The 26,998-nt window shown below is 48.7% G+C and carries 21 protein-coding genes, 1 pseudogene and 1 riboswitch; of the genes and pseudogenes, 1 reads left to right on the forward strand and 21 read right to left on the reverse strand.

The window, feature by feature from the left end:
• Positions 1-72 precede the first annotated feature (72 nt).
• The 17 genes and pseudogenes from DFR60_RS21880 to DFR60_RS21970 all read right to left on the reverse strand — a co-directional run bounded on the left by DFR60_RS21880 (position 73) and on the right by DFR60_RS21970 (position 19,372).
• Entirely contained in the window at positions 73-492 is a 420-nt protein-coding gene (locus tag DFR60_RS21880) for a hypothetical protein (RefSeq protein WP_110324791.1), read from the reverse strand.
• A complete protein-coding gene (locus tag DFR60_RS21885) occupies positions 485-1,153 on the reverse strand; it encodes a SanA/YdcF family protein (RefSeq protein ID WP_110324792.1) in 669 nt (222 codons plus the stop codon). The genes DFR60_RS21880 and DFR60_RS21885 overlap by 8 nt, the downstream gene beginning before the upstream one ends.
• Positions 1,154-1,262: 109 nt before the next feature.
• Positions 1,263-1,574 (reverse strand): hypothetical protein, encoded by a 312-nt coding sequence (locus tag DFR60_RS21890; protein WP_002600304.1) that lies wholly within the window; start codon positions 1,572-1,574, stop codon positions 1,263-1,265.
• Positions 1,575-1,700: 126 nt separating this feature from the next.
• On the reverse strand, positions 1,701-2,183 hold the full coding sequence (locus DFR60_RS21895) for a GNAT family N-acetyltransferase (RefSeq protein WP_243005149.1): 483 nt from the start codon (positions 2,181-2,183) through the stop codon (positions 1,701-1,703).
• Between the two features lie 716 nt (positions 2,184-2,899).
• Complete coding sequence (locus tag DFR60_RS21905) at positions 2,900-3,691, reverse strand: class I SAM-dependent methyltransferase (RefSeq protein WP_110324795.1); 792 nt, start codon at positions 3,689-3,691, stop codon at positions 2,900-2,902.
• A gap of 56 nt (positions 3,692-3,747) precedes the next feature.
• Positions 3,748-4,479, reverse strand: a complete 732-nt coding sequence (locus DFR60_RS21910; RefSeq protein ID WP_110324796.1) for a hypothetical protein — start codon at positions 4,477-4,479, stop codon at positions 3,748-3,750.
• Between the two features lie 43 nt (positions 4,480-4,522).
• Positions 4,523-5,053 carry a GNAT family N-acetyltransferase gene (locus tag DFR60_RS21915; protein ID WP_110324797.1) on the reverse strand — a complete coding sequence of 177 codons (531 nt, stop codon included), beginning with the start codon at positions 5,051-5,053 and terminating at the stop codon, positions 4,523-4,525.
• A gap of 13 nt (positions 5,054-5,066) precedes the next feature.
• Positions 5,067-5,822, reverse strand: a complete 756-nt coding sequence (dapB, locus tag DFR60_RS21920; protein WP_110324798.1) for a 4-hydroxy-tetrahydrodipicolinate reductase — start codon at positions 5,820-5,822, stop codon at positions 5,067-5,069.
• Positions 5,823-5,934: 112 nt separating this feature from the next.
• Entirely contained in the window at positions 5,935-6,819 is an 885-nt protein-coding gene (gene dapA, locus DFR60_RS21925) for a 4-hydroxy-tetrahydrodipicolinate synthase (RefSeq protein ID WP_110324799.1), read from the reverse strand.
• Between the two features lie 184 nt (positions 6,820-7,003).
• Positions 7,004-7,181: riboswitch (Lysine riboswitch) on the reverse strand.
• Between the two features lie 20 nt (positions 7,182-7,201).
• On the reverse strand, positions 7,202-7,708 hold the full coding sequence (locus tag DFR60_RS21930; RefSeq protein WP_002600311.1) for a cob(I)yrinic acid a,c-diamide adenosyltransferase: 507 nt from the start codon (positions 7,706-7,708) through the stop codon (positions 7,202-7,204).
• Positions 7,709-7,837: 129 nt separating this feature from the next.
• On the reverse strand, positions 7,838-8,464 hold the full coding sequence (locus DFR60_RS21935; protein WP_002600312.1) for a single-stranded DNA-binding protein: 627 nt from the start codon (positions 8,462-8,464) through the stop codon (positions 7,838-7,840).
• 408 nt (positions 8,465-8,872) lie between these two features.
• Positions 8,873-10,714, reverse strand: coding sequence for a translational GTPase TypA (typA, locus tag DFR60_RS21945; RefSeq protein WP_110324801.1), 1,842 nt, complete (start codon positions 10,712-10,714; stop codon positions 8,873-8,875).
• A 226-nt stretch (positions 10,715-10,940) separates the two neighbouring features.
• Positions 10,941-11,555, reverse strand: a pseudogene (locus tag DFR60_RS30995) (glycosyltransferase); the annotation flags it as partial.
• Between the two features lie 24 nt (positions 11,556-11,579).
• Complete coding sequence (locus DFR60_RS31000; RefSeq protein ID WP_110324803.1) at positions 11,580-12,200, reverse strand: glycosyltransferase; 621 nt, start codon at positions 12,198-12,200, stop codon at positions 11,580-11,582.
• Between the two features lie 13 nt (positions 12,201-12,213).
• Positions 12,214-12,723 (reverse strand): DedA family protein, encoded by a 510-nt coding sequence (locus tag DFR60_RS21960; protein ID WP_110324804.1) that lies wholly within the window; start codon positions 12,721-12,723, stop codon positions 12,214-12,216.
• A gap of 152 nt (positions 12,724-12,875) precedes the next feature.
• Entirely contained in the window at positions 12,876-18,464 is a 5,589-nt protein-coding gene (locus DFR60_RS21965) for a polysaccharide lyase family 8 super-sandwich domain-containing protein (protein WP_243005143.1), read from the reverse strand.
• A 248-nt stretch (positions 18,465-18,712) separates the two neighbouring features.
• Positions 18,713-19,372, reverse strand: coding sequence for a YigZ family protein (locus DFR60_RS21970; protein WP_110324805.1), 660 nt, complete (start codon positions 19,370-19,372; stop codon positions 18,713-18,715).
• A 197-nt stretch (positions 19,373-19,569) separates the two neighbouring features.
• Here DFR60_RS21970 and DFR60_RS21975 point away from each other — a divergent pair, with 197 nt between their 5' ends.
• Positions 19,570-22,257 carry a transglycosylase domain-containing protein gene (locus DFR60_RS21975; RefSeq protein WP_110324806.1) on the forward strand — a complete coding sequence of 896 codons (2,688 nt, stop codon included), beginning with the start codon at positions 19,570-19,572 and terminating at the stop codon, positions 22,255-22,257.
• A gap of 86 nt (positions 22,258-22,343) precedes the next feature.
• Here the strand turns inward: DFR60_RS21975 and DFR60_RS21980 are convergent, their stop codons facing one another.
• The 4 genes from DFR60_RS21980 to DFR60_RS21995 all read right to left on the reverse strand — a co-directional run bounded on the left by DFR60_RS21980 (position 22,344) and on the right by DFR60_RS21995 (position 26,947).
• The gene (locus DFR60_RS21980; protein WP_110324807.1) at positions 22,344-23,450 is read right to left on the reverse strand and encodes an autoinducer 2 ABC transporter substrate-binding protein; all 1,107 of its coding nucleotides are present in this window, start codon (positions 23,448-23,450) and stop codon (positions 22,344-22,346) included.
• A 64-nt stretch (positions 23,451-23,514) separates the two neighbouring features.
• Positions 23,515-24,474: an ABC transporter permease gene (locus DFR60_RS21985; RefSeq protein WP_110324808.1), complete on the reverse strand. Its 960-nt coding sequence runs from the start codon at positions 24,472-24,474 to the stop codon at positions 23,515-23,517.
• A 2-nt stretch (positions 24,475-24,476) separates the two neighbouring features.
• Positions 24,477-25,481: an ABC transporter permease gene (locus DFR60_RS21990; protein WP_110324809.1), complete on the reverse strand. Its 1,005-nt coding sequence runs from the start codon at positions 25,479-25,481 to the stop codon at positions 24,477-24,479.
• Complete coding sequence (locus DFR60_RS21995) at positions 25,478-26,947, reverse strand: sugar ABC transporter ATP-binding protein (protein ID WP_243005144.1); 1,470 nt, start codon at positions 26,945-26,947, stop codon at positions 25,478-25,480. Before DFR60_RS21995 ends, DFR60_RS21990 begins: the two co-directional genes overlap by 4 nt.
• Between the last annotated feature and the right edge of the window lie 51 nt (positions 26,948-26,998).

Consider the following 26,998-nt stretch of genomic DNA (forward strand, 5'->3'; position numbering starts at 1 on the left):
GCAACATTTTTATATATTATAAATTCTTATGGGCGATGGCTGTATTCACATATAAATGCGCCGGACGCCGCATTAATCCGGTCTGTTCTCCGCATTTTCACGGCGAAGCTTTTCCTCTGTCCGCCAGAATTCCACCCTGCCCTCTTTCCAGTCAATTGTAACTCCGCTGTCCTTTCTGTCAGATGGGGGTACATCTTCTAAAGCCCCAAAATCCGCCGTCTCCACCGTCTCTTCCTTCACGCAGCAAATATGAAATCGACGCGCGGCCTCCGTAAAAATACCGGGGTCATTTACACCTATAACGATCAGCTCCGCCAGAGCCATACAGCTTAAGCAGTTTCTGAAAATGTGCGTACGCCTTCCCATGGACGCCCTGAGAAAGCCGCGGCTTCTCCACGGCTTCTTACTCCGGTTATACCGTTTCATCCGTTGTTTTTCTGCAAACAGGGTAATCTTCAAAAAGCCTGTCCCTTCTTTCTCCGCATTAGTCATTCGTTGCATTTCCATCGCCATTCACCGGAATCGCTTCTCCCAGGTACGTCGGCTCCGGCTTGAAGATTCCGGTCATAAAGTCTTTCCCTCTGGCCAGCAGCTCCCTCACATCACGCCGCTTCTGACCGGCGTACGTCCTCTGGTCGGAAGCCACGCCATAAGCGTCGAGTCCCAGCTGTTTCGCGGCATACAGCGCCCTGTAGAGATGGTAGCGCTGTGTCACGATGATCACCTTCTCCGCCTGAAACACATCGCGGGCCCGGTACATGCTCTCGTAGGTGGAAAAACCGGCGTGATCCATAAACACATCCTCGGAAGGCACGCCGCGGGCCACGGCGAACTGCTTCATCACGTTCACTTCGTCGTAATTTTTCCGGCCGTGATCTCCGCTCATCAGCAGCTTTAAAGAAGCGCCTGCGTCATACAGCTCGATCCCGCGAAGAAGACGGTCCTCCAGCATGTTGCTGGGGTTTCCGTCCGGATGGACACCCGCTCCCAGAACAAGGATGCAGTCCGCTCCCAGCGCGGCCGCTTCCTCCTGTGTGAGAATCCGTTTTTCCGTAGATTTAATCATATATGTATTGACGCCCGCCAGGCAGACAATACCGGCAACGCCCAGAACGATCAGTGCAATAAATGCCTTTTTTATCAGTTTTTTCATTCATTTGTCCTCATTTCTGTTATACGCTCCATTATATAACAAGGAAAAAATGGCTTCAAGCCTTTCCGGGCCTAAAGCCATTTTATTTTTCGTCTCTGTATAAAAATACTTATTCTGCTGCAGAGCTCATATCAGCACTGTTGGTCGGATGGCCGTTGCTCTCGCCAGTTATATCATCGACACCTCTCTCAACATCATTGATCATGCCGTCAATGACTCCGGTGCTTTCCTCAGCGTCTTCATCAGCATTTCTTGTAGTCCCCATATCTTTTGTGGACTCCATTGCCGTTGTCTGCGTTGTAGCTGCGCTGCTGCCTCCGGTGGTCTCATTTGTTGTGTTCTTATTGCTGCCGCATGCGGACAGACACATCACTGTCATAATGACAAGTACTGCAAATACATATGGTTTTATTCTTTTCATAATACATTCTCCTTTCATTTTCTATGCTTAGTATGTGTTAGAGGAGAAAAAATTATGGTGGAAAATTTTTCTAATTTTTTTATGGCCTAAAGCCGGAAAAACAGCTTAAAAATTCTTGCCTCAAAGTCATTTTGTCCGTTCTGCAGAATATAAAAAAAAGTTCATTTCCGTATTCCTAAAATTCTTTGCAGCTTTATCAATAATTTTCATACCATTTCGAACAGCAACATTTTGAGAAGCTATATGTGTGTCCCGAATCATAGAGCAGACGCTGTCTGCATCGAGAACCGTGAACGCATATTCCCTGCACGCAATTGCCGCTTCTGCTGCATAGCCTCTGTGCCAATACGCCTTTTGAAACAAATATCCTATTTCCAAAAGCTCTTTCTCTTTCCACTGCTGTAGTGTCAAGCCACACTGGCCAATCATCTCATTATTTTCTTTTAATACAACAGCCCAAAGTCCAAAGCCATAATCTTCGTATCTTTTTAAATGTCTGTTCAGCCAAATTTGCGCTTCATCTGGGCTGAACGCACTTTCATAAGCAGCCCTCATCACTTCTTCATCACACAAGATTCTGCACAATGCATCAAAATCGGATTGCTGCATTTCTCTGATCAAAAGACGTTCCGTTTCTATTAAAAACTTCCTGCTTGCCAAATGGCACCTCCACAAATTCAAATTTTAAAATTTGCTTTTTTCGACTAATGTGAATTGGATCTATCGCTCTACAAAGTAACTTTGTAAAGTTGGCGCGGCATTTGGGGTACAGGCACCATTTACATTACCCGCTATCTTCTGATCGCTAGAATAAGGGCGTATGCTCCATTTCCGGCGGTCTAAATGTCCGTTCATAGACCAGCTGTTCAACGGAGGCGCAGCCGACCCTGCAGGGCGTTCATATAAGGTGCATTAGAGCAGACAGACAAACTGAAAGTTGCACACTGATCCATGAGCCCAATTTACTGAAACAATATATCAGAGTATTCCGTTACTTCTTTCGATTCTGCCATACATATTCAATTAAACTGGTAAAGAATACTCCTAAGAAAAATATTATTTCAAATTCTAAGGTTATTTTAAAAGGGTTATTAGATATTAAACCATAAAGAATATATAGCAAACTACTTCCTACAGTAATGAAAAGTGTTTTCAAAAGTGATAGTATTACTAAGCGTTTCATAAAATTCCTTCTCTTTTCTATGGTGTGAGTTGTTATGGTTATATTGTCAGTCTACTATATATGCTAAATTACAATTTGTTAAGTACGCCTTATTTGACTAATGCGAATTTAGCAAAATAGCCTAATTGCTCCTGCCAAAATACTATCTTCTACAGATCAACACGGCATGATTGCTCATTCCTGTGCATGATTCATAACTTGCCATTTGATCAAGCAGCGGTTTCATGATTTCAAATCTTTCATCGCTCATCGCTTCCACGCTACTCATAGTTACAAAAAAATCCGTCCCTAAATTTTTTATCTTGGAAAATCCGTATTTTCTTGCAATGGATTCCATTTCTTCAGGCATCGTAAAGAAGAATAAATCAGGATTTGAGTCATCTTTATTTTGCGTCAAAATAATTTCGTTGGCGTTTTCGTTCGGATAATATTCTCTCAGTTTATCGTGTACACAGGCGCCCGAATAAACACCGATTTTGCTTATATATGAAAATACAACAATTCCGTTATTTTTACAGATTCGCCTGCATTCAGCAAAAACAAGTTCTCTCTCATCGGGCGGCAGATGGTATAGAGGTCCGAGGCACAGAACCACATCAAAATAGTTGTCAGAAATATTGCTCAAATTTGTGGCATCTCCGATTAAACCTTTTACGTTCCTTAGCCCCTGCGCTTTAACTTTTTCATTAAAAAGGGCAATATTTTCAGGAGTAATGTCCACGCCAACATACTCCTTACATTTATCAGAAAAGTGCATGGCATAATATCCAGTTCCACAACCAAGCTCTACTACTTTTGTGTTTTGGTTTATGTATTCACTAATATGCTTTTTTGTATAGTGAAACTCAAGTCCCGAATACCTTGATTGAGCAGCTCTCTTTTCCTCACCGGCATCTTGATATTTTTCTTTAACTTTATTTTCATTGCTAGACATGTGCAATCCTCGTTTTCAACCCGTTCTCCACTTCGCGCTTCCTTCGATCATCATTCTTAATTTTCATCACGTTTTATATTCAGCCCGGACAGTTCCCCCTTTTTATCCCGGACCGCATAAATTTTAATCGAACTGTCGTCAAAGGGGCCGAAATAGTGCTCCAGCTCCTTGTCTTCAAAATATCCTACCAATTCGCTTTCGTAGTATAAACGGTCGCTTTCCCGGTCATAAGTCAGGCCGTACTGCTGATAGACCGTATACGCCTCTTCAATGGTGTCTTTGATATACTCATTCAATTTTTCATCGTTCCCGCCGCCATTAAACGGTGCTTCCCCGTCGTCTGTATACCCGTTTATATTCTCCGTTATCTGCAATTCACAGAGAGCGGATCGCAGAGAAGGCGTTCTATCCGCAAATGCCTGATCATCAAAAAGTTCCAGGCTGGTCACACCGCCTCTTTCATCGTGCAAGGCATAAATATCCACGGTTCCATCCTGATTGGGCCATTCCTTATAGTGGTCGTCATCCACAACGTCTTCAAAATAGCGCACCAGCGCTCCATTATAGTATAACCGATTATCCTTTTTATCGTAGCGCAGCCCATACGGCTGGTAAACCTCAAATATCTCTGCAATCTCTTCCCGCTTCTGATCAGACGGCCGCCAGGACGCTTTCGCCTTCGTATGAAACAGAAGCCCCGCCACCGCGCACAGCAGACATACCCCCATCACTAATATGATTATCTTTCTGCTTCCGAAACTGTTTGATCCACTGGTATTTCTGTCCATAAGAATCTCCTTTACACGAAATTATCTAAAGATGCTTTTTCCTTCAAACTGATTTGGGGGAAATAAGCTGCAACTGCGCCTTTTGCATCAAATCACAGGAAAGATTCATCCCGTTCTCCTCCACCATAAAGGAACAGATCTTCTCAAACCCGTGTGCTTCATAGAATCTGATCGCCCGGGCATTGGAGGACAGCACCTCCAGGACACAGCTCCGGAACCCCTGCGCCCTCATTCGGGCCTCAATTTCACAGTAAAGCCCGTGCCCCGCGCCATGTTCTGTATATTCGGGCAGCAGATAAATCGCGTAAAGTTCGGCACAGTCCTGATCCCCGCGCCCTTCGGATCTGCCGCAGACCGCGGCTCCCACAATCGTATCACCGTCTGCTGCGACTAAGCAGATATCGCCTCTTTCCATGCTGGCCTGCAGGATCTCCACCCAGTGGTCTTCCTGAAGGGAGGTCAGATACGCCTCGTCCATAAGTCCCCGGTAGGCGGCGCGGTAGCTGGCCGTCAGCTGCCTGCTGGCCTCTGCCTGCTCAGACTCCCGCAGCTGACGGTAAATGACAGTCCTCATCCGTACCCCTCTCTTAGCCGATCACATCCGCCATGGTATAAAGTCCCGGTTCTTTACCCGCCAGGAACTTTGCTGCCGATACTGCGCCCTTTGCAAAAATAGCCTTGGAGTAGGCAGTATGCTGGAAGGTAATCACCTCATCCTGTCCGGCGAAGATCACGTCGTGCTCACCGACGATGGAGCCTCCGCGGATAGCCTGGATTCCGATCTCATCCTTCTGGCGCTTCTCCCTCGTCTGGGAGCGGTCGTATTGATAGTGGTAGTGGTTGTCCATCGCCTCATTGATGGAGTCAGCCAGCGCCAGAGCGGTTCCGCTGGGCGCGTCCACCTTTTTATTGTGGTGCTTTTCCAGAATTTCGATGTCGAAACCGGACTCTGCCAGAACCTCTGCCGCCTCTTTCACCAGCTTTAACAGCAGATTGATTCCCAGCGACATATTGGCGGAACGAAGTACCGCCACCTGGCGGGAAGTCTCTTCCACAAGCTGAATCTGTTCTTCTGAAAGTCCTGTCGTACACACTACCACAGGAATCCTCTTTTCGGAACAGTAGCTGAGAAGACCGTTTACCGCCTTTGCCGATGCAAAGTCCACGATCACATCCGCCTCCACGGTACACGCCTCCAGAGAGGGAAATACCGGGTAGGAATTCTGTATGGTGTCATTTACATCAATTCCTGCAGCAATTGTGATATTCTCGTCTTCTTCAACAATTTTAGAAATCACCTGTCCCATGGCTCCATTGCAGCCGTGCATAATCATCTTTACCATAAGTATTTTTCCTCCATTTTATAATGAGTGCAGGGAAGTTTCTGAGAGTGCTCAACAGGCCGGACGCCCTGATACCGATGCGTCCGGCCCTGCATTTAATGATTAACGGGGTTTATAAAATTCCGTATTCTTCCATAGCTTTCTTTAAACGTTCCTGGTTTGCAGGCTCCATCTCGGTGAGCGGCAGACGAAGCGGGCCAACCTTCTTACCCATTAAGTTCATAGCCGCCTTAACCGGAATCGGGTTCACTTCACAGAACAGAGCATTGATCAGCGGAATCGCTTCCAGCTGAAGTCTTGCACTCTCTTTCACATCGCCGCGGAACCAGGAAGCGCAGATCTCGTGGGTCTGTGCAGGCGCTACATTGGACAGAACCGAAACGACGCCTTTTCCTCCGAGAGAGAGAAGCGGCACGATCTGATCGTCGTTGCCGGAATATACATCCACACAGCCGTCTGCCATCGCAAGCATCTCAGCGATATTCGTGAGATTTCCGCTGGCCTCCTTCACACCGACAATGTTCGGCACGTTCTTACAGAGTGTTACAATCGTCTGCGGAGCGATCGTCACGCCGGTACGTCCCGGTATATTATAGAGAATGATCGGAATCTTCACCGCATCTGCAACCGCGGTAAAATGTGCGATCAGGCCGTTCTGAGTCGCCTTGTTATAATACGGGGACACGAGAAGCAGACCGTCTGCACCGAATTTCTCCGCCTCCTTTGAAAGATAGATGGCTGTCTCCGTACAGTTGGAACCTGTTCCGGCCACTACGGGTATTCTCTTATTTACCACTTCACACGTATACTTTATTACGCTTAAATGTTCCTCATGGGTCATGGTGGATGCCTCACCTGTGGTTCCACAGATGACGATGCTGTCCGTACCGCCGGCAATCTGCTCTTCCAGCAGTTCCTCCAGCTTCTCGTAATTCACCTCTCCGTTGTCCTTAAATGGTGTAATCAGCGCTACACCCGCTCCTTCAAAAAGTGCCATAGTCTTATCCTCCTGATTCAATCTGTTCCTGTTGCCAACGCTTCCGCTACATAAAATCATGCGCCCGCCCCGTGCCATTATCCTGCTCTTATCCTTTTGCCTGCAAAACGATCATTCCTGACAGAGAAAAAGAGCTGACAGCGGGGTCAGCTCTTAAAGTTCAGAATCCGGTAAATACTTCTTATCTTCAAGCAGCGCCCCATCCATGCAGGATGACAGTCATATGATTCTTCATCATATGCCCAGAACAGATACGTCCCGGGCCGTACCGTCCTTCGGCGTCTCATCCTTTCCTCCACCCTCACATGCACCCTGATGCATCAGGCAGAATACTCATAATCAACGCAACCTCTACTTTATTATGTATGTTACCATACTACCATTATTGCTTTGTATTGTCAACTTTAAGATGATCAATTTCTCTGATACCATCCACGAGGGGATCCAGCTCCTTCGGGAATACCTTTCCAGTCAGAATCAGGTCGATTTCCTCAACCCTGGACTGAAGCAGCGTCGTCATCTCATCCATCTCGATAATTCCCTGATCCAAAAGTCCCAGCACCTCATCGAGAATAACCAGGTCACACTCACCGGTCGAAAGTACTTTTCTTGCAAAATTCATGCCGTTGCGGATATTCATCCGTTCTTCCTTCTGCTGCTCCTCCGATAATGTCTCGAAGAAAGCATCGGACTTTTCAAACCGGAAAATCTTCAGTTCCGGTTCCAGCCGCTCTAAAATCTCACAGGAGGCCAGCTCCTGACAGCCCTTCAAAAACTGTATCATGATTACCGTCTGCCCCTTTAACAGAGCGGAGATCCCCATGCCGAGCGCAGCCGTCGTCTTTCCTTTTCCTTCGCCGCATATAACCTGTATTGTACCTTTACTCATCCTTTTGCACCTCATACCAGCAAAAAAGCAATATATTGATATACTACGTTAGAACCCGCTTATCGTATCACAAAATTTAAATTTTTGCAAGTTTTCTTACCGTTTTCTTAATTCCCGCCTTATCCTTCGTTATTCCGCGCATTCCAGCTTGCTGACAGATACCTCGTAAGCGATCCGCTTCTCACACTCGGTTTCGCTGAGCTTCTTCGTATACTCTCTGCTCTGCACGCGGCCCCAGACCTTCACCCGCGCGCCGACTTCGAAGCCGGAGGCGTATCTGGCGTTTCTTCCCCACGCGATACACGGAATGTAGTCAGACTTCCCATAAGGCCGGTTTACGGCGAGCAGAAGATCCGCGATCTCTCTGCCCAGAGGAGTCTTTCTGTATATAGGGGCCTTACATATATATCCATCCAGAAAAATCTGATTTGTTTTCGTATAATCCGTAAATTCCTCCAGGAAATGGATCTCACGCACGAAGATGGACAGAACCAGGCGGTTTTTCGTCCCTTCATGCCGGTTATAGGAACGGAACTGTCCCAGGGCTTCCATGGTACAGCCTATGTAATTCGCTTCTACATCGATGAGCCGCTCCGATATCATAAGAGGTATGACATCAGCCTGCTCGCTGAGACGATTTACTGCAACGTCCACCATATAGAATCCTTCTCCGAATACCTCATGGCTGAAGGTGAAGCCGGAGATGATCTCCCCGATTACGCTTACTTTGTTGTTCTCAATCATTTTTTCCGACATTGTATTTCTCCTCTTCTTTCACTAATTTGCCGTAACGATTCAGCCGGGCGTCCTGCGTTTTCTGTTTTTCAGCTTTGGAAAACAGAAAGATGCACGGATGAATGGTTACAATTTGCTTTGCAGCTAATATTAAGTGTATGAAAAGGGATTCCGTGAAATGATAAGAACACATCCAAAAATATCGACAGAAAATACCTGTTAAGCCTCACAAAAAATCAGTTACCCCCATATTTCCCCGAAATACCAGATGCCGGATACCGGCGGCTTCTCTTTTCCTGCCATTTTCGACATTTATTGACAGTAAGCGGATTTCACTATTTCCAGGATGCAAATATGCCCTGCGAAAGTTTCCTCCCGCAGAGCATAATTTTATATACAGCCGTTGTCGGTATAGCTAATATGATTCCATTACCCCAATGATTTCTTGTTCAGGGAAGACCTCTTCCTCATCGTCGGATCCAGGATCTTCTTTCTGATTCTCAAGGATACCGGTGTGATCTCAAGGAGCTCATCCGTATCGATAAAGTCCAGACACTGCTCCAGACTCATCTCCTTTGGCGTCGTCAGCTTCAGGGCATCATCCGCGCCGGAGGAACGGGTGTTGGTCAGCTTCTTCATCTTGCAGACGTTGATCTCGATATCCTCTGCCTTCGGGTTCTGACCGATTACCATACCGGAATAAACCTTCACGCCGGCTCCGATGAACAGGATGCCTCGCTCCTGCGCATTAAACAGACCGTAGGTAATGGATTCACCTGACTCATAAGCGATCAGGGAGCCGGTCTTACGGTAGGATAAATCTCCCTTGAAAGGAGCGTAGCCGTCAAATGCCGTATTCATGATACCGTTGCCCTTTGTATCGGTCATGAACTCACCGCGGTAGCCGATCAGGCCTCTGGACGGAATCGAGAATTCCAGCCTTGTGTAGCCGCCGTTAGCCGGGCTCATGCCCTGCAGTTCGCCCTTTCTGCTGGTCAGCTTCTGGATAACCGCGCCGGTAAACTCTTCCGGTACGTCGATATAGGCGATCTCCATCGGCTCCAGTTTACGGTTTCTTTCATCATACTGGTACAGAACCTCAGCCTTGCTGACTGCAAATTCAAAATTCTCTCTTCTCATGTTCTCGATCAGAACGGAAAGATGCAGCTCGCCGCGGCCAGATACCTTAAAGCAGTCAGGAGATTCGGTCTCCTCCACGCGAAGGCTGACGTCGGTGTTCAGTTCGCGGAACAGACGCTCTCTGATATGACGGGAGGTGATAAATTTACCTTCCTGTCCTGCCAGCGGGCTGTCATTTACCATGAAGTTCATGGCGATAGTCGGTTCGGATATCTTCTGGAACGGAATGGCTTCCGGGTTTTCCGGAGAGCAGAGCGTATCACCGATATGAATATCCGTAATACCGGAAATGGCCACGATCGCGCCGATTCCCGCTTCCGTCACTTCCACCTTGTTCAGTCCCTCGTACTCGTACAGCTTGCCTACCTTAACCTTGCGCATCTTGTCCGGGTCGTGGTGGTTTACGATGACACATTCCTGATTGACGCGGATTGCTCCGTTATCCACCTTACCTACGCCGATACGGCCTACGTACTCGTTGTAATCAATGGTGCTGATCAGAAGCTGAGTCGGAGCTTCCGGGTCACCCTCCGGAGCCGGAATATGGTCGATGATTGTCTGGAATAAGGCGCTCATGTTCTCTTCCGCGTCGTCTAAATTCTTCTTTGCAAAGCCGCCCTTTGCGGATGCGTATAAGAACGGGCAGTCTAACTGCTCTTCTGTCGCATCAAGGTCCATGAGGAGCTCTAAGACTTCCTCTTCAACCTCGTCCGGTCTCGCCTCCGGACGGTCAATCTTATTGATACAGGCTACAACGGAGAGGCCCAGTTCCAGCGCCTTGCGCAGAACAAACTTTGTCTGCGGCATAACGCCCTCGTAGGCATCCACCACCAGAATAACTCCGTTTACCATCTTTAAGACACGCTCAACCTCGCCGCCGAAATCCGCATGGCCTGGCGTATCGATAATGTTGATCTTCGTACCGTTGTAGTTGACAGCGGTATTCTTGGAAAGGATGGTAATACCACGCTCTCTCTCAATATCATTGGAGTCCATAACCCGGTCAACAACTTCCTGGTTCTCGCGGAAAATTCCGCTCTGTCTGAGCAGGGCATCCACCAGGGTAGTTTTGCCGTGGTCAACGTGGGCGATGATGGCTACATTTCTGACGTCTTCTCGTTTCATCTTCATAATATGTGTACTCTTCTTTCCTTTGGATAAAAACTCAATAAAAAACTAAGGACTCTATACTGTCCTTAGTTTCATTTACACTCTTCACAATAAATTAGTATAGCACCCTATATACCAGATTGCAAGGTGTTTTTCAGAAATTTGGCTATTGCCTTTCCAGTTTTTTCACTTTCGCCGGTACATTCCTCCTGATCCGACAGTTCTCTCACTCACCTGGAAGGCATAGTCAGGCAATCTTAAACAGCCGCAGGAAAGACGGCACAGGCAGCTGCCTGCCACTGTATTCCCATTCCGGAGAAGTTCTTCTCTCTATCATTTTCCGGTACTGGTGTTCCGCTTCCCTTGCCACCGTCTCCGCCTTATATAAGGAAGCAGTTTCTGCGGCTCCCGCCGATAATTTCTGATACAGCTGCGGTTCCGTCATGAGGCGTGCTGCGGCAGACGCCCATTCTTCTTCCTCTTCTCTGGTCATGAATCCGTTCTTTCCCTGGCTGACGACATCGACGACTCCGTTGGCATACACCGCAACTACGGGACAGCCTGCGGCCATGGCTTCCAGAAGAACGATTCCCTGCGTCTCCGATTTGGAGGCGAACAAAAATCCGTCTGCCGCATGGAGATAATGGGACACCTCGGCGTTGGGAACCCGTCCGGCAAACACGATCTGACGTCCGATTCCAAGCTCCTCTGCCAGATTCTTAAGAGTCTCTTTCCTCGTCCCATCCCCGATTATCAGAATGCGGAAGCAGTCTCCCACCAGTTCCTTGAGACGGGCGGCTCCCCGCAGCAGGAAATCGAGATTCTTCTCCTTTTCCAGGCGCGCGGTCGTGGCAAACAGCCACGGTTCTCCGTTTAAATACCGGGATCAGATCTCCCTCTCACGTTCCGGATCCCGTTTAAATGCCTCCTCGCCAATTCCCGTGGGAAGGACCTCCAGCGGTGTCGCAACTCCCTGTTTCACCAGACATTCCTTCATCGATGCCGTCGGTACGAATACCGTGTCACACTGATCCGTAAATGTATTCAGATACCCTGGCACCAGCACATCCCTGCTGAAACGCGCTGCATTTCTCACAGGCTCCCGCCCCGCCGCCATCCTCTCATACAGTTTAAAATAGTGAAGATATTCCTCATAGCGGGTATGGTACGTATACGCCAGCGGAATTCCGTATTTTTTGCTTAAATAGACGGCCGTAAATCCGATTACCACCGGGTGATGTACATGAATAACGTCAAACTGTTCTTCGCGGAAACGCTTCTCAATGCGGCTGTCGCTGAAATTGCCGATTACCAGCCCCTTGTCCCGCCACTCGTAAAGGACCCGGAATCTCACCACATCCGGTTCTTCCTCCCATCCTGCCCCCTCCGGTGCAAACACGGTCACCTGATGCCCCAGGCTCCGAAGTCCCTCTGCCAGCCGCTCAACGGAAATCGGAACACCGCCGATGAATGGTTTGTAATTGTTTGTCAGCATTGCGATCTTCATATTGCTCCTCCTCTTATGAAAACAGACTGATTGCCCTGTCACCCAGCCAGTAACCGGCTCCTATCAGGAAAAAATTCCATACAAAAATTCCAAGCGCCGAGCTCACGCTGTATTTAATAAAATTCATGCGGATCACTCCGGCCGGAATGGAGATCACCGTCCTGACCATGGGAATCAGCTTACTGATAAAGATTCCGATGGCCCCCCGCCTCTCCAGCATGGCAAAGTTCTTCTCTATGACCGGCCGCTGGGCCGGAAACTTTTTTAAATACCGTTCCAGCAGCACATGGCCGCCCAGCCTTCCCAGCCCGTACAGTATCCAGCTTCCCAGCAGTCCCGCAGCCAGCGCCAGCAGCAGCGCCATCCCAAGTCCGATCTGCCCTCTTGCGGCCCATATCCCTGCCAGCGGCATGATAACTCCAGCCGGAAAACCGGGAAGATTCAAATATTCCAGCAAAACAATTACAAATATAAAAACTGCTCCGTACTGCAGAAAATACTGTGTCAATGCTTGTATATCCATTAAAAAACCTCCTTGATGATAGAATCATAAAGGAGGAATCTTAACACCACTTGCTGATTTCAATGAAAAAAAGAAGGATAAAAAATAAATATTATCTTAACAGAAAGAGATTTCCGATGTTCTGGAAATCTCTTTCTGCTATTTGTTATCTGTTATTTGTCTTCTCCATTCCACGCGCCGTCTTCCGCGACCGTATACCCATCCGGTGTCACGCATCCACTGTACATCGCTCCGTGAGGACGATAAGACGTTTCCGGTTTTTCGTAGACCCAGCGGCCATTTACCAGACTCCAGCCTGGACTTCCTTCGGTCTGGTGAGCGAAGGAATACCAGACACCGTTAATCGGATTCCAGCCTTCTGCCATAGAGCCGTCGGTTTTTAAGTAATACCAGAAGCCATCGGATTCGTTAAACAGCCAACCGGTTGTCATGGCTCCGCTGGAATCCAGCCAGTACCATTTTCCATTGTCTAAAAGCCATCCGGTCGTTTTTCTTCCATTGGCGTCGTAATAGTACCACACCTCACCTGATTTCTTCCAGCCGCGGTTGAATCCAGAAGAGGATCCTGAGCCTGAACCTGAGCTGCTGCCGGATCGTTTAAACACGCCAGTCAGATGTGTATCTTCCCGAAGCACAAAGGTACAGCGGCCGTCGCTGCCGGCGGTAAGCAATTTTCCATTGGCCGACAGGCTTGCCAGACGGTAACCGCTCTGGGGAACCGCCTGCACGGTTACCTTTGTGCCCTTCTTTCCGCTCATGGGCGAGGCCGTAATCCTGCCTCCTGTCAAGTCTTCTTCAATCGATACCTGGAAGATTTCTTCTGCGGCCGCAGTCTTATCTCCTGTCAGATACACCCTGGCATTATCCGGAAGTACAAAACAGATTCTCCCTTCCTCCTCCAGGCTGACTGACAGTGACTGTACCTCTCCGCTGCCGGTGTCTGAGTATGCACGAATGGTGTCTGTCTGTACCTCGTCCTCAGAAAACTGCATCCAGACGTTCGCAGGCGCCTTCCAGGCCACAGGGCCGCTTCTCACACCATTTTCATCTTCCAGACAGAGCTGGAACTTATACGACTGGCTCCAGTCCCCGCGCGGTCTGTCCTCAGGCCAGCCTGCATCGCTGTTTTCTGTCACTGTTAATATGACGGAATGTACCGCGGCACGCACTCCTGCCTCCTTTTTCTCTTTGGAAGAAGCCGATGCCGGGGAATCTGCTGTTGACGGGGTTGCCGTTGATGGGGTCGCTGTTGATGGGTCCGCTGATTGGCGTGCGGCTCCGAACGCATTATAACCGGCATTGGAGGCCGTAGCCTTCTTCGCCTGGGACGGGGTCGCCGGCATTAAGCTGTCATCCCACGGGACACTCAGCAGAAGTCCTGCTGCCGTAACCTGGCTGTCCATAAGCTCTGGCGTCTCAACCCTGACCTCAACGCGATTGCCACGGGCCGCCATAACCTCTCTGTACAGTTCTTCCAAAACCAGCAGATCTTTCATGCAGTACTCTGCCAATTCTTCGTTTGATATGTTCCAGACTGCGTGAACCGCCGTCTTCACTGCCTTTACCACATCGAAAGCTCCGTAATCGCCGGCCGCCTCTGCTGTTTTGGCTGCCTGTGTAATCAGTTCCACAACGTGTTCCACAGACGGCGGTGTCACGGCCGTAGTCAGCCTTACGGACGCGTAAGAGCTGGTTCCATTGGTTCCTTTCGTATGTACGACGAGCCTCACTCCGTTTTCTGTCAGCTGGACGTCAACATTTTCATCGTGTGTCAGGATTTCCTCGGCCGGGCGTCTGATATCCACAGTGATCGACCCGGAATTTTTCATAGTCGGATCAGACACAGCGATCGTCAATACGCCGTCTTCATCCTCTTCTGTCATGACAGATGCCGCTCTGCTGGCCGCCACTGCCCCGATTTCCGCCTGTCCGTCTGTCCAGAAATTCACTCCTGTCAGAAGCCCGTCTGCCGTTGCAGCGGCCTGGATCTCCGGCGTATTTTTCAATATTGTAATTCCCGGTTCTTTTGAATAGGCTTCCGTCTCTTCGGCGCTCAGCCCAGGAAGGAGAACGTATTCATATGCATCATTCTCCGGATTGGCTCCGTGATCAAACCACATCTCCAGGTAAGTCTCCAAAGCCTCGCCTTTCGAAGTTCCGATCAGAGACCAGTCTCCCGCATTTCTTCCCTTTCTGACGGATACCGTCTGGTCTCCTCCCGGGAAATAATATCCGATATCGCTTCCTTCCACATTGCCTTCCAGATGGGCCCATGACACCTCTGGAATTCTGGTTCCTGAAACATCGATGCTGCCGGCCACAATATCTTCCAGATCAGCCTCCTGAACCGGCAGGTCCTCGGCTTCTCCGTTGACCGTCAATACATTGTCTTCCTCCGGTCTCAGTCTCCGGTTCTCAATGATGCTTTCCACCGGATATGACTCTCCGGAATTGTTGATCCCTGCTCCCAGACACACGATCTGTCCGCCGAACATGAACCAGGACTTTTTAGCCGAGAACTCCGGGGAATACTGTATGGAAGGAGATCCCTCGCCCTCCTTCACCCGGACCTCTCCGGTCATGGACATACCATTGATTCCGTTCGTGCCGATCGTACTGCCGCCTACCCAGGACTCTTCCGACCGGAAATCCCCTCCCTGGGCAAAGCCGGAACTGTCAGGCTGTCCTGTGCCGATATCCTTGGAAACCACAGTCGTACCTGCCAGCCGCAGCGGATTGACCGTATTCCAGAAATTCTCTGTATACTGCAGAACGTCACGGTTGTATAAATAGGTCATCCCGCTTCCCTGGTGCCATCCGTAACGGTTTTCATGGTTCATGATCTCCGTGTTCTGAATGCGCTCGGAATACATAGACAGCGCCAGCTGGAAATCATCCGTTCTGTGAACAGCCCGGTCCATCAGCGGCATGTTTTTATGGACTGGCTGTATACTGCTTACGATGGAATCATCATCTCTGATTTCTATGGCCTTCTCTTTTACCGCCATATTCTCCGCACCAGTTAAGGTATCCAAAAAGCCCGGATCGAGATCAATCCACGTCTTTAAAGCGCCCTTCAGTTCTTCTTCCACCTCCGGGGAGACGGAATTCATAAGCTGAATCATCAGAGCCATGGCTTCTCTTCCCGAATCGCGGTCACTCGCCCCCGGTCTGGATACAGAACGTCCCTTCAGGCTGTCCATCATCAAACCGTTGTACATACCGTTTAAAAATCCTTCTTTCAGATAAAATTCCAGATTCTCCTGAACTTCCCTTGGAAAATCCCACGGTGATTTTGCAAGCAGCGGAGGAAGACCGACACCGCCCTTTAAGAATTCGATCCCATAGGAGCCGAGATACGGCACATGGGAGTGATCGAGGTAGGAACCGTCTGCGTAGAATCCGCTGGTGTATCCCTGATCCGCAATCTTTGTGCTGTCTTCCACCGACTGGATGACAAACGTCTCCGAGGCTGCCTTGGAAGCTAAGTAAACCAGTTCATTGTCTTCTCTTAAAACCCCCAGCCCCAGCGCGGTTTTGGAACAGTCGATGATATTGGCCCCCTGGGCTGTCCGGTATCCCTGTGCGTGAGTGCTTCCGGTTCCGATCAGCCCTTCATGATAGGGATCCGGCTGGAAGAAGTAAAGCGCTTCGGTATAAAGCGCCGTTTCTTCCGGAGTCAGATCGTCATATAAGAGCACCAGTGCCGGAATCAGATCCTTCGGCAGACCGATTTCCCATGTCCACCAGTTATCGGTCTGCGTCTTCGGCGTATAGCAGTTGGAACAGAGCCAGTTCAGAATATGCTTCATGTCGCTCAGCATCTGGCTGTCCTTATAATACCGGCTTCCCTTCGCCGCATAGGCGCTTGCCATGGCCAGTACCTTTTTAAATGCCGGCCTGAACTCGACCGCATCGTCCTCGTATGCTATGTCAGCATTTCCCGCTGCGCCGGCATCCTCCGGCCACGGAATATCCTGGCAGGAATCCTGTCCGCGGTATGCATACGCCTCCCAGGCCGCCATAGCCTGCCCGTCGATCGTTTCCAGAATTTCAGTACCGCCGTCCACAGCCGTCAAATCGGCTCCGATGATCGATTCCTTCCAGCGTTTGCGGATCGCAGCATAATCGGCTGAGTCCGCCTCCGGCAGATTGTCCGGATCCTCATAGAGAACGGTTACCTGCCATTTTGCGCTCGTTCCGTGTTCATCCGTCGCTACGATCGTCACGGTTCCTTTTTCCCGTGCGGTGATCATGCCGTACCCATCGGCTGCCCCACGAACGGAGGCAATGTGGCTGCCGTCTGCATCACCGGCTTTTCGGTCCCCGTCTGTCTCTCCTTCCTTTAGTTCCCGCTTGATTTTACTGCTTCCTGCATTGCGGACAAAGCTTCCATCCGGCTTCGGAATCTTTACTTCCCACCGGATCGCCCCCTGCAGGGATTCCGGCGCTTTTATTCTGCCATCCGATCCCCGGACCAGAGTAATCTCTTCGCCCGTCAATGTATCCGGAACCTTTCCCTCAATGGTTACAGTCACCGCATTGCCCTCCATGGCCGCGGTATCAAACTTAAGTATTACCTTTTCTCCCATAACCGCTTCCTGCAGCGCATCCGGATTCGAATTCGCTAAAATCTGTTTACCAGCGGTCTCAAGGATCACCTCCAGAATCCCATCCTGCTGTGACGGCATAACTGCCGCCGTGAGTTCGATGTTTCCTGTGGAAGAATCCTTCTTCAGTTCCAGTGCCGCAGGGTAATCCATGGTAACTGGAACAACCTGATTGTCCACCCGGACACTTCCCGGTTCCCACTTTGTGATAGCTACTGCGCCTTCCCCCACATCGGCCGCTGCCTGGACCGCAGTCGTATTCACGAGCAATCTGGCATCCGTCTGGTACAGGCTCTTGTTGGGATAATCATCCGTCGTCCTGCCGGCAACCAGCGTATACTGGTACGTTTCCTGCGGCGCGATGAACAGTTCTGCAAGCTGAGCGGCATCCGTTTCCTTTGTATTGAGCCTGTAATAAACGGATTCCTTCGTTAAATAGGAGCCGCTCTCACCATTACCGAATACATAGGACCAGTCCAGACTGTTGGCAGCTCCTGATCCGGAAGAAGCGCTGAGCCAGTTCCGCTGGGTATGGACCCCCTGAGTCACCGTGTCGATCAGCGATGCCCACAAACCGCCTTCTTTACTGGCTGTACGCACAAGCCGGAATCCATTATTCGGGTTTGTCAGTGCCAGCTTCGTGCTGTCAGTAACCGGAATGGTATCCACTATCGTCACGAGCCTGCCGCTTTCTTCCTTACGCACCTTTACGCCTGCTCCTGCACAGATGATCTCATCCTCAAACAGGAACCAGGATTTCACCCCCTCTGCTTCATTTCCCAGCCTGATCCCGGTGGCCGCGCCGCTGTTTAAGCCTGCACTCATGACTGCCTCCGGCGTTATCTGCAGCTTCCTAAAACCGCCGCTGCCGTCCCACAGCATCGTCGTCCCCGGAACCAGTGCTTCGTCCATGGTGTTCCAGGCCTGATCCGGCTGGCTGCCGTTAAACAGGGCAAGACTCCCGCCGCCTGCCGATGGATCGAGTACCGCAGCATACTGTCCCGTGTTAAACTTTGACTGCTGTTTTCCCGCCGGCAGAGTCACCGCAGCAGCCGGCGACGTCACCGTCATCTGAAATACAAGACACATACTGACGGCCTGTTTCCATTTGTTTTTACCCCTTCGTTTCACACAATCCCCTCTTTCATTCTATAAGATAAAAAAATTATAGAAAGTTCTGATGTAAAACGAAATGGAACATTTTTATATTTCTTATAAAATTTCGGGATTTCACCCGATAATTCTATTACTATTTTCAGTTTTTTATATTATCTGTATAAAAATACTATTTATGATTGTATTGCATACTTATATTCATATTATTATCAAATTATTCCATGTTTTTTTATTTTCATTTATTCTATATTTTTCGCCGTACTTTACCTGTTATCCAACAGAATCACATGTTTATCCAGAATACCAAAAGCCACCTCGTCCTGTACCTCGATCCCGGCCTTTCCATTGGTTAAATCAGTCAGCTCCGCAAGCATCCGGTCTTTCTGCTCCTCCGGGATCAGCACCGTGAGCATCACCTGGTCTGAATACTGGCTGTCCAGAATGGTAATATCCCTCTGTCCAAGCAGATACTGAATCTTGCCGACTCCATTATAATCGGTAGTGACAGCCGTCTTTACCGCAGGCATCACAGAGAGCACGGTACTGTTTTTAAGCCCCTCCTGGACAGCGGAAGAATAGGCCCGCACCAATCCGCCGGTTCCCAGCAGGGTTCCTCCGAAGTAACGGGTAACAACAGCACAGACGTTGCATATACCTTCGCCTTCCAGCACATCAAGCATGGGGCGGCCGGCAGTCTGGGAGGGTTCTCCGTCATCACTGCACCGCTTCTGCTCCCCGTTCTCTCCGATGACCCAGGCGTAGCAGTTATGGCGCGCATCCCAGTACTTTTTTCGTGTCTCTTCCAGAAACAGAAGCGCCTCCTCTTCCGACTTGACGGGGCGCAGAGACGCAATGAATCTGGATTTCTTCTCCACAATTTCAGCGGTTCCGCCCTGGTATAATATCTTATATGGATTTCTCATAGGATTCCTCGTTTCTTTTTTCCTTTTCAGCGTATTTCTTTTTTCATAATTATAGGTAAAAATCCAGACTTAATCAAGCACGTTTTCATCACTCTTTTTTCTGTTCCACGTATAATCTTTGCATTTTCTTCCAAAACTAGTAAGTGTTGAATTGATTTTCAATCTCTGGTATAATGATTCGGTAAAGGAGGTTTCCTATGAACTATGGCAAACATGAGACGGAGAAAAAGATCAAATCCGTCAATTCAAAAGCGAAGAAATACACCAGCCGGGTTTTTCTTGCCTTTTTAAAAAGTCTGTTCGTGCTGTGCCTGTTCTGCCTGGTAGTCGCCGGGAGTATCGGATTTGGCATGGTTAAAGGAATCATAGACAATGCTCCTGACGTCGATATCGCAACCATTGTTCCAAACGAATACGCCACTACAGTGTATGACAGTGCCGGCAATGTGACCGAGACTCTCGTCACCGCCGGTTCCAACCGTGAGGAGGCAAGCTACGACGAACTGCCCAAGAACTTAATCAATGCGTTCGTAGCATATGAAGATGCAAGATTCTGGGAGCACAACGGAATTGATCTGCGCTCCATCATGCGTGCGGTAAAAGGCGTGCTGACAGGCGATTCCTCTGCCGGCGGCGGAAGTACCATCACCCAGCAGCTGATTAAAAACAGCGTTTTTGGCGGGGGAATGGAGAAGAGCTTCGGGGAACGGCTGGAACGGAAGATGCAGGAATGGTATCTGGCCGTCAAGCTGGACAGCGCCATGTCAAAAGAGCAGATTATTACCAACTACTTAAACACGATCAACCTGGGAAAGAATTCTCTGGGCGTCAAGGTAGCGGCAAGGAGATATTTTAATAAAGAGGTGTCCGACTTAACGCTGTCCGAATGCGCCGTGCTCGCGGGCATCACCCAGAACCCGTCAAAATTCAATCCGGTTACCGGACAGAAGGCCAACTCCGACAAGCAGAAGGTTATCCTGCAGTATATGGTGGATCAGGGCTATATCTCCAAGGAAGAGCAGGAGGAAGCGCTGGCGGACGACGTCTATTCCAGGATTCAGGATGTGGAGATCGTCACCAAAGAGACTTCCACACCTTACAGCTATTTCACGGACGAGCTGGTGGAACAGGTGCAGGATGCCATGAAGGAAAAGCTTGGCTACACCAACACCCAGGCCCACAACATGCTGTATTCCGGCGGCCTCTCCATCTATACGACACAGGACCCCACGATTCAGTCCATCGTTGATGAGGAGATCAACAACCCCGATAACTATTCGGCGGCCCGCTATTCCATCGAATACAGACTTTCCGTCACCGGAGCAGACGGCACCACCACCCATTACTCGGAAGAGAATTTAAAACGCTACCACCGTGATAACGGGGACAGCGGCTATGACGGTCTGTACGACAGCGAAGAAAAAATACAGGCCGATATAGATAATTACAAGAACAGTATTTTAAAAGAAGGCGACACCATCATCGGTGAATCCCTTCACAAGACGCTTCAGCCTCAGGCCTCCTTCGTGATCATGGATCAGAAGACGGGGCAGGTAAAGGCCATCGCCGGAGGGCGCGGGGAAAAGACGGCAAGTCTTACTTTAAACCGTGCCAGCAACACCCTCCGTCAGCCCGGTTCCACCTTCAAGGTGCTGACCGCATTTGCCCCCGCCATGGATACGTGCGGCGCGACGCTGGGAACCGTCTATTACGATTCGGTTTTCACGGTTGGCAAGAAGACCTTCTCCAACTGGTACAGTTCCGGTTATCAGGGCTATTCCAGCATCCGGGACGGTATCATCTATTCCATGAACGTCATTGCGGTCCGCTGTCTGATGGAGACCGTTACACCGCAGCTCGGTGTGGAATACGCGAAGAACTTCGGCATCACATCGCTGACCGATACGGACTACAACGCGGCTCTGGCCCTGGGCGGAATCACCGACGGCGTGTCCAACTTAGAGATGACGGCGGCCTATGCCACTATCGCCAACGGCGGCGTCTACACGAAGCCGGTGTTCTTTACGAAGATTATCGATCACGACGGCAAGGTGCTGATCGACAATACGCCTGAGACCCACCGCGTGTTAAAAGATTCCACGGCATTCCTGTTGACGGATGCCATGGCGGATTCCATGGAAAGCAGCCGAAAGTTTGCCCGTCCGGGCGCCGGCCCCAGCTCCACCAGCTCGTCGGCCAATATTCCCGGCATGTCCAATGCCGGCAAGAGCGGAACGACTACTTCCAACAATGATATCTGGTTCGTCGGATATACTCCGTACTATACCGCCGGAATCTGGGGCGGTTGTGACAGCAACCAGAAGCTGACCAAGCAGAACGGCGGAACGACCTTCCATAAGGCCATCTGGAAAAAGATTATGACCCGTGTACACGAAGGAATGTCCGATCCCGGATTTACGGTTCCGGACAGCGTGGAGACCGCACAGATCTGCCGTAAATCAGGAAAACTTCCGGTTGCCGGCGTCTGTACAAATGATCCGAGAGGCAATGCGGTATATACGGAATATTTCGCCAAGGGTACCGTTCCCACGGACGTATGCAACAACCATGTGCGAGCCACAGTGTGTGCGGAATCTCACTGCCTGCCCACCCCATTCTGTCCGGAACGGACGACTGCCGTATTCATGGCACTGCCGGCCGGCGAAGAAGGTACCACGGACGATTCCGTATTTGCAATGCCGGGCTACTGCCCGATCCACACTGAGGCGTCTGTCATTATCCCGCCTACGGACGATACCGGAATGCCGGAGACGGTAGCACCGGGAACACTGCCTTACGGACCTGGCTATGTGTCGCCAAATGCACAGACCAGTCCTGCACCTACTATAGGATCTCCGGTGCAGGTGAGTCCGGGGGCGCAGTAAACATGAATGATAAAAGGGGTGCCGCACCATATTCGTGCGGCACCCCTTTTATCTTAAACAATCAGAGAGGATCATCATGTTATATGCTAGAAATTAAAATCGTCAACGTTTTCATCCGTAAAAATAGAAGGTGCTCCCATAATCACGTGATTTCCCTGAATCGTAACCGTACCAAAACCTGGCACTTCCATATCACCGTCTTTCAGTGTCTTTCCATCCAGAATTTCCTTTGCAAGATAAACCGTAATATAGCCAAGTCTTGCCGGATCCCAGAGAAGAACCGTATCGATAGAGCCATCGTGCAGGTAAGTCCTCGCATCATTCGGCATCGCTGAACCTACAAGCGCAATCGAATCCTGAAGTCCCTTTTCGGATATTGCCTGGCCTGCTCCAATGGGTGCCGGTGAACTAAATCCTATAATCCCCTTTAAGTCTGGATATGTAGTAATTAAATCCAGCGTTTTTGTATAAGCTTCCTGAACACTTTCGTTTGTACAAACCGGATCTGTAACAAGCTTGAGCCCTGGATATTTTTCCGCAGCGTAATCGGAACCGAACTTGATCCATTCATTACACGTTCCTGCAGTCAGAGTACTCGTAAGAATTGCATATTCGCCTTCCTCCCCCATCGACTCCACAAGTGCATCCCAGTTTGCCTCTGCATACGTCTTATAATCAATTTCCTTCACCGATAAATCTACCACAGACGGATCCGCAGGAGAATCCCAATCCAGAATCTTTATTCCTGCTTCCTTTGCCTGTTTAAGCACCGGGGTAAGGGAATCTGCATCATTTGCTGATACACAGATCGCATCTACTCCCTGGCTGATTAAATCCTGAATCATCTTTACCTGCTCTGCTGCATCCGCTACTGTTGGTCCCGTAAATACAGCATTGACACCATCGATCTCTTTATCTGCTTTTTCCACACCAGCTCTGGCCGCTTCGAAATACGTAAGTCCCACAGCCTTAGGCATCACCACTATATTATACTCTTTTGCTGATTGTGCGCTCTCTTCGCTTTCTGCTTTCGTTTCTGCTGCAGGAGTCTCTTCCTTTTTCTCAGCAGTTGTTTCTGCTGCCGCCTTAGCAGTCCCATCCGGTGTTTTTTCCTCATTTTTTCCCGCACAGCCTGAAAGGGCGCAGACACACATTGACAGTGATAAAACCATTGCAAGTAATCTTTTTTTCATATGAATTCTCCTTCTCCTTTTATCCTCTCATGATTAAGATTCGATTTCCAATATTACGATATTTCTATCTGCTTTTTCGATATTCATTTAAAAAATTCAATGTGAGCACACCGATCAGTATCACACCATTAATTACTGTAGTCAGATTACGGTCAAGTCCGAAAATGTTAAATCCACTCGATATGATCTGCAGTATAGCAACCGCGATCACCACTCCCCCCACTTTTCCGTATCCCCCCGTAATCATGGTTCCTCCCAGTACAGATGCCGCTACAGCCTGCATCAGATAAGATGACCCATAATCAACTCTGGCCGAGTTATATCTTGACATCATGATTAACATAGCCAGACTTCCTAAAAACCCGGAATACATATATACTTTCATCATGATGCGGTTCACATTAAGACCTGAGAAGGATGCCGCTTTTCTGTTGCAGCCTACCATATAAACGCTCTGTCCCCAGGCAGTTTTTTCCAGAAGAAGCCATGTGACACCAGCCACAAGACCAAACACGATCATAGGTACCGGTACCCCGCAAACTGTACCGTTGCCGATCCAGTAGAAGGCAGCCGGAAAACCGGAAATGGAATTTCCTTTTGAAATATAGAGACCAATTCCTTCAAACAATGTTGAAGTACCAAGTGTTGCCATCATAGCGGCTGCCCCAATATACGATACCACATACCCATTGATGATACCGCATAGAACAGAGGCCGCCACCGATGTTAAAACAGCGATCATGATGATGAGTGTTTCGTTCCAGTTCTGCTTATAAAGGGAGGCCATCACAGTTGCCGATACGACACCGCCAAGGGTAGCAGTCGTAACCAGGGATAAGTTAATACCACCTGTCAGTATGGGCACCATCATTGCAAGCGTCAGAATACCAAATTCGGGAAGCTGAAACGCCATGGACCGAATGTTCGTCACTGTCAGGAACTTATCTGGAGACAGGAAGGATAAGGCGATAAATACCAGGGCGAAAACAATCAGCAATATTCTTTCTTTAGAATTCTTCTTCATCTTCACCCCTCCTCGATATCTACTTTAGCCAAATGTCTTCCGGCACGGCGTTTCCCAATCACCACAAAACAGATTGAAAATACCATAAATACGCCCAATATAACCTTTTGCCAGTAGCTTGAAACCTTCATGAGTGTCAGGCCATTATTTATGACTGCAAATAACGCAACTCCCAGCAATGTGCCGGTTATACTGCCTTCACCTCCCATAACGTTCACACCGCCTAAAATAACTGCGGCAATCACCTTCATGTCATATCCATTAAATGCGTTCGGATCGATTTGCTTTAATATAGATACATGGGTCATCGCCGCAGTCCCGCATATAAACCCCATATAACCATATACAAATACTGTGATTTTCTTAACATGAAAACCGAGGCGTTCAGCCGACAACCGATTCCCACCTATTGCAAAAATGCCTCTTCCTACCTTGGTGTATTTCATAATTATATGAGTAAGAACAACGACTGCCGCCAGGATAAGAATCTGTACCGGTACCCCAGTCATCCCGCCTCTTCCGTTCGGAATCACATTCAGCACTGTTATTCTTCCAAATGCCGGAAAATTATCAGGAATATTATTGATGTATGCTCCCTTTGTTATATACAGCATGAATCCGCTTATGATACTGTACATCCCCAGGGTCTCAACGATAGGAGGCAGTTTGATAAAAGCAATCAGAAGACCATTTAAGATTCCCATGCATGAACCGATCACCATACCCAGAAAAAAAGAAAGTATCACATTTCCAGTATAAGAGACCATAAAATTGCCAACAAAAAGCGTAGTAGCCGCTATAATGCCCCCTACTGATACGTCGATACCGCCTGTAATCATAACCAGCAGCATCCCCAGTGACACGATAGCCAGAACCACATTCCCCTTTAATATGTTCATTATATTATCTACACTTAAAAACGCCGGATTTTTAATCGTTATGATAAAGCTTACGGCCACAAGGATGATCACCAGGCCCATTTCTTTGTGCTTTAATACGTTCTTCATGAGGCTGGTCCCCCCTTCGCTTTTTCATTCTTTAAGATTGCCGCATTCATAATGGTAGTCTGACATGCTTCAGTCCCATCAAACCGCCCATTGATTCTTCCTCTCCTTACGACGAGTACGCGATCGCTGATTGAGAGGATTTCAGTCAATTCAGAGGAAACCATAATAACTCCCATCCCTTGGTCGGAAAGTTTTCGGAGCAGATCATGTATTTCTGATTTTGCACCCACATCAATTCCGTTTGTGGGCTCATCCACAATAAGGATCGATGGATCTGACGCCAGCCATTTAGCAACAACAATCTTCTGCTGATTGCCTCCGGACAGTTTTTGTGCCTCCATGTCGGAATACCCTGGTTTGATATTTAATTTTTCGATCCACTCCTTTGCCAAATCTTCCTTTTTTTTCCTGCTGATCAGGCGGTTCTTTCCCCTCAAACGTTTTAGTACTGTAATTGCAATATTATCTTCTACTGATTTTGTTAAGATAAGACCCTCTGTCAAACGGCTCTCAGGTACGTAGCTGATTCCATATTTTACCGCCTCCTCCATGGAACGGATCAGTACCTTCTTTCCCTTTATGTATATCTCACCGGAATCTGCACAGGCAATTCCGCAGATGGCCTGTATTATTTCTGTTCTTCCTGCTCCCACAAGCCCGGTAATTCCAAGAATTTCTCCTTTATGAAGTACAAAAGAAATATCTTTAAAATTCCCTTCTTTGGATAAATTCTTAACCTCGAGGACTGCTTCTCCTATCTGCTTTGCACTTTGATGGTTAAATTCCACTTTTCTTCCAACCATAAGCTTAATCAACTTTTCGTTGTCCATCTCTTCTTTTGGATAAGTACCGATATACTGGCCATCACGTATTACAGTAAAAACGCTGCATACCTTAAACAATTCTTCCAGTTTGTGACTTACAAAAAGGATTGATATCCCTCTTGCCTGTAGGTTTTTTATGATAGTAAACAGCAACTCTACCTCTCCTCCAGACAGGGTCGATGTCGGTTCATCCATAATGATCAGCTTAGCCTTGCAAGCCAGCGCTCTTGATATTGCAACCAGCTGTTGTTTGGCTATCGACAAGTTTTCCAGAATCGTATCTGTATCAATATCCACTCCAAGGGCTGAAAGAGCCTGCTTTGCAGTTTCCCTCATTTCCTTCCAGTCCACTGGTTTCCCTTTTTTCTCAAGCTGATTGCTGATAGAGATATTTTCCGCTACAGTCAAATTAGGAAATAAAGAGAAATCCTGATATATGACAATGATCCCCCGCCGTATCGCTTCCATTGGTGTCAGGCCAGATATCTTCTCCCCCTCGATCTCGATCAGTGCGCCCTCATCAGGCTGATAATTTCCTGCCAGAATCTTTATTAAGGTTGATTTGCCTGCACCATTTTCTCCTACCAGAGCATGTACTTCTCCATACTTTATTTCCAGTTCAATTCCGTCAAGCGCCTTCACCCCCGGAAATGTTTTACTGACATTCGACAGTTTTATGTAAGTACCTTCCAT

Source organism: Hungatella effluvii (genome assembly GCF_003201875.1).
GTDB classification, from domain to species: Bacteria; Bacillota; Clostridia; order Lachnospirales; family Lachnospiraceae; genus Hungatella; species Hungatella effluvii.